3 protein-coding genes are annotated in these 4,562 nt (G+C 35.7%); all 3 read left to right on the forward strand.

What is annotated here, in order from left to right; all coding sequences use genetic code 11:
* Window positions 1-152 precede the first annotated feature (152 nt).
* The 3 genes from I6E24_RS15455 to I6E24_RS15465 all read left to right on the forward strand — a co-directional run bounded on the left by I6E24_RS15455 (window position 153) and on the right by I6E24_RS15465 (window position 4,267).
* Complete coding sequence (locus tag I6E24_RS15455; protein ID WP_235329506.1) at window positions 153-1,703, forward strand: ATP-binding protein; 1,551 nt, start codon at window positions 153-155, stop codon at window positions 1,701-1,703.
* 93 nt (window positions 1,704-1,796) lie between these two features.
* Window positions 1,797-2,687 (forward strand): Fic family protein, encoded by an 891-nt coding sequence (locus I6E24_RS15460; protein ID WP_235329508.1) that lies wholly within the window; start codon window positions 1,797-1,799, stop codon window positions 2,685-2,687.
* Between the two features lie 98 nt (window positions 2,688-2,785).
* On the forward strand, window positions 2,786-4,267 hold the full coding sequence (locus tag I6E24_RS15465) for a hypothetical protein (RefSeq protein ID WP_235329510.1): 1,482 nt from the start codon (window positions 2,786-2,788) through the stop codon (window positions 4,265-4,267).
* Window positions 4,268-4,562 lie beyond the last annotated feature (295 nt).

Consider the following 4,562-nt stretch of genomic DNA (forward strand, 5'->3'; position numbering starts at 1 on the left):
AATGTATGCACCTCAAATATACAACATTTTGTGCTTCGAGCACGGCAATAGACGATCAATCAAGTACGTAGGGCTTGATTTTTTATTGCACCGGCATAAAAAACGAAGATTTTTATGTAAGTTTGTACATAAGATAAAAAATCCAGTCAGTCATGAGCAAACTTTATCCTATAGGCATACAGAATTTTGAGAATCTACGAAAGAGAGATTATATCTATGTTGACAAAACAGCATTGATATATCAGTTGGTGGCTACAGGTAAATATTATTTTCTCAGCCGTCCCCGCCGTTTCGGTAAGAGTCTTCTTATATCTACTCTCGAAGCGTATTTCTCCGGAAAGCGGGAACTTTTTGCCGGGCTGGAAATGGAGAAACTGGAGAAGAAGTGGATAGAGTATCCTGTGCTGCATATAGATTTGAATACGGAGAAATATTCTACTAAAGAGACTTTGGAAAATAAGCTTGATTTGTCGTTAAAACAGTTTGAGGCAAAGTATGGAAGAAATCCTGATGAGTATTCTCTTGCTACGAGATTTGAGGGAATAATCCGTAGGGCAGCCGAAAAGACCGGACATAACACTGTCATTCTCATAGACGAATACGACAAGCCTATGCTTCAGGCCATAGGCAATCCTGAACTTCAGACAGAATACCGTAATACCCTGAAAGCTTTCTATGGAGCCTTGAAGTCGTGCGACGGATACATACAGTTTGCCATGCTCACAGGAGTTACAAAATTCGGAAAAGTAAGTGTGTTCAGCGATTTGAACAATCTGATGGATATCTCAATGATAAACCGTTTCTCAGAAATATGCGGAATAACCGAAGAGGAACTGCACAGATACTTCGACGATGATATTCACACTCTGGCCGAGAAACTAGGAACAGGTTATGAGGAAACCTGCGCACGCCTGAAACTGAATTATGACGGTTATCATTTCAGCTTTAAGTCACCCGGAATGTATAATCCTTTCAGTCTTCTGAATACCTTTGCCAATATGCAGATTGATAATTACTGGTTTGCTACTGGTACGCCTACATATCTTGTAGAACTGATGAAGCAGCATAACTACAATGTGGAGGAGATAGAAGATATAGTGACCAGCGGTCCTGTTCTTGATTCCATCGATTCAACATCCACCGACCCGGTTCCTGTAATCTATCAGAGCGGCTATCTGACAATAAAGGGCTATAATGAAGAATTTGAGAACTACACTCTCGGCTTTCCTAACCGCGAGGTTGAGCAGGGTTTCTTCCGTTTCCTTCTTCCCAATTATGCCTCTGTCAGCGTTACAAAATCCCCATACGAGATACAGCGTTTCGTAACCGATGTCCGCAAAGGTGATGTGGATTCATTCCTGAGCCGCCTGCAGACTTTCTTCGATGATATACCATACGAACTTGCGCCACGCGACCGTGAAGTACATTATCAGAACATTCTCTACATAGTGTTCAAGCTCATGGGATTCCATTCGGAAGTGGAATATCATACTTCGCGTGGACGAGTGGACCTCGTTCTGAAAACCTCCGACTATATCTATGTGATGGAATTCAAACTTGACGGAACAGCCGAGGAAGCAATGGCTCAGATAGACGCGAAAGGTTATGCCTCCGCATTTGCTGCCGACGGAAGAAAAGTTGTCAAGGTTGGGGTGAATTTCAGTTCCGAGTCAAGAACTATAGACAGGTGGATAATAGCCTGACTTTATTTGAGTGAAATATTGCCGATATCGGCAAAAAATGTATCTTTGCCCTGATATTTTATTATATAAACTTGCCGATAGATTTTATAGGATATGAAATATATTTCAGTTACAGAATTCGCTGCCAAGCATGGTATATCGGAACGGACGGTTCGTAATTATTGTGCGACAGGTAAGATTGAGGGTGTAATACTGGTAGGTAAAACATGGAATATTCCTGCCGATTCGGAAGTTCCGAAGAGAGGAAGGCAAAAGCATGAGACTATGCCTTTGCTTAAAATATTGCGGGAACAAAAGGAAATGAAACTGAAAGGTGGGATATATCATCGGACTCAGATTGATTTGACATACAACTCCAATCATATAGAAGGAAGTCGCCTTACTCATGATCAGACGAGATACATATTTGAGACCAATACAATAGGTTTTGAGGGGGAAAGTGTGAAAGTCGATGATATTGTTGAGACCACAAATCATTTCCGTTGTATTGACATGATTATAGATAAGGCAGAAGAACGCTTGACAGATGGATTCATAAAAGAGCTTCACCGGATACTTAAGTCCGGAACTTCTGATAGTCTTAAATCATGGTTTGCTGTGGGTGATTATAAGAAGATACCCAATGAGGTCGGCGGAATAGAAACTGTCGCCCCTGAGAACACAAAACATGAGATTTTCAGGCTATTGAAAGAATATAATGCCATAAAGAAAAAGACTTTTGATGATATTCTTGATTTTCACCAGCGGTTTGAATCAATACATCCTTTTCAGGATGGGAATGGTAGGGTAGGACGACTTATAATGTTTAAGGAATGTCTTGCAAATGGTATAGTACCCTTCATTATAACCGATGAACTGAAGATGTTCTATTATCGTGGCTTGCAGCAATGGCCGCATATAAAGGAATATCTCAGAGATACATGTCTTGCCGCACAGGATGAATACAAGGTCTTGTTGGATTATTTCCGCATACAATATACTTGAATAAGTAATATAATCCAGTCTTTAAATATTATCATTTTTATATCTTGGTTGCATTGAAAATAACTATATTATTAATAATAACATACAAAGCTAAAATTATGGTATATATATTGTTAATTATAGTTCTTATTCTTTTAATTTATTCGTATAATTTAAAGAAAAGGATAATTGAGTTAGAAAGAGAAAATAATCAAAATGAGAGACAGATGTCTATAGTAAATAATAATAAAGACTCTCATGTAAACTCGGAAGTCAAAAACGTATCTCAATTTAAACAGGAGATAAAGGATAGTGCATCGGAAATGCCTATTACATTCCCTAAGGCTGTTGAAATTTCAGGTATGAGAATGCCTAAAAAATATGACTCCTTTAGTGAGAAAGGCAAAGAACAGTACATAAAAGAATGCCGTAAAAATCAATTAAATGTAGACAATTATCCAAACATTTGTACAATGATACCTGTCTTAGATTTAAAAGGCTTCCATATTGAACTTATTAAAAACGGTATGGATAAAATAAATTTTTCCGACAATGAAGAACTTGCATCTTTAAAATGGCATCAGAAATACGATAAAATAATATTTGATTCAAATATATCAGGTACTGAATTTTGCAATTGTATCCGTGAAATAATGAAAGCTCATTATTTTACAGAAAAAGACAATAATCCAAATAATCATTCAACCAATCAAATAGAAGAAAAAGACTCTTATTTTATATGGCGCGCATTATACACTATGCAATATCATATAAAACTAAAAAAGCCCAATGAAGAGTATACCAGATTTAAGATAAACAATCATCAAATGCTTATTGAACGTAATTATAACGAGATGTCTAATTTATGGAATGATAATCCTACTCTTAATAAAAAGAAATTAGAAGAGCTTGTAGAACTAACGGAGGAGCAACGCTATCTAATTGACAGTAAAATAACTTTAGATAAAGGGTCAGATGGATTAATATACAAAGATGACATTTTAACAGGACATAATAGGTTCTTTTATCATGATATTGAATATAACAACGGAATTTTTTCAAGATATATTGTTTTCACCAATAAAGCACCTTTCTACGGTTCAATTTGGAAAGGGAACACATCATCATATGATAAGTATATTTTAACTGATGGAATGTTAGGTATAAATTTACAAGAAACAGAAGATATACTTATTCAATATTTATTTGTAATATTAAAACTAGTTTTTTTCATGCTAAATACATACTCAAAGAATAATAAAACAGAATTGCAATTAACGCCTGACGTTATAAAAACATTAGAACTTGTATATCCATGTAGATTAAAGCAATATAATGTTCTAAAAGAACTTGATAATAGGCATCTTACAGAAGCTAATGATATTATAGACTATTTAGAGGAAAAAGAACAATTGGATATTGTGTCAAATGTTGAATCTATGGTAGATACCATAGTAAATGTTCAATGCGATATAAAAGAAATGCCTTCTATAAACAGTACTGAATATTATGGTAGTTCATATTCATTTGGTTCTACATACGTAAAAGGACATTATAGGAAAAATGGTTCTTATGTAACAGGACATTTTAGACGTAAATAAAGGTTTGATATATAAAACGCAAATCTTTTATTAATAGAACGCCTTGCAAAACTAATCATATACTTATCATTGCTATAATTACTAATGTATGTGGCCTTATATTGCATACGTTAGCAGTCAGCCATTACATACTTTAGTAATAAACAATGACTAACGTATGTAATAATCTTGTAGATTCCAAAACGAAGTGCAACGTTTTGGTCTTTAAAAGTAGTAGATTCAAGGAGGAAAGTGTTAACTTTGCCTCGTGGATCAAAGAGGAGGCGAGCTCTGCTGAGGAGCAACTCGACCAAGC

This window comes from Bacteroides caecigallinarum (assembly GCF_021530995.1).
In the GTDB taxonomy this organism is placed as follows: Bacteria; Bacteroidota; Bacteroidia; order Bacteroidales; family Bacteroidaceae; genus Phocaeicola; species Phocaeicola faecigallinarum.

Excerpts from the sequence above, each read along its gene's own strand:
- I6E24_RS15455 (WP_235329506.1), top strand. The coding sequence starts at position 153 with ATGAGCAAACTTTATCCTATAGGCATACAGAATTTTGAGAATCTACGA.
- I6E24_RS15460 (WP_235329508.1), top strand. The coding sequence starts at position 1,797 with ATGAAATATATTTCAGTTACAGAATTCGCTGCCAAGCATGGTATATCG.
- I6E24_RS15465 (WP_235329510.1), top strand. The coding sequence starts at position 2,786 with ATGGTATATATATTGTTAATTATAGTTCTTATTCTTTTAATTTATTCG.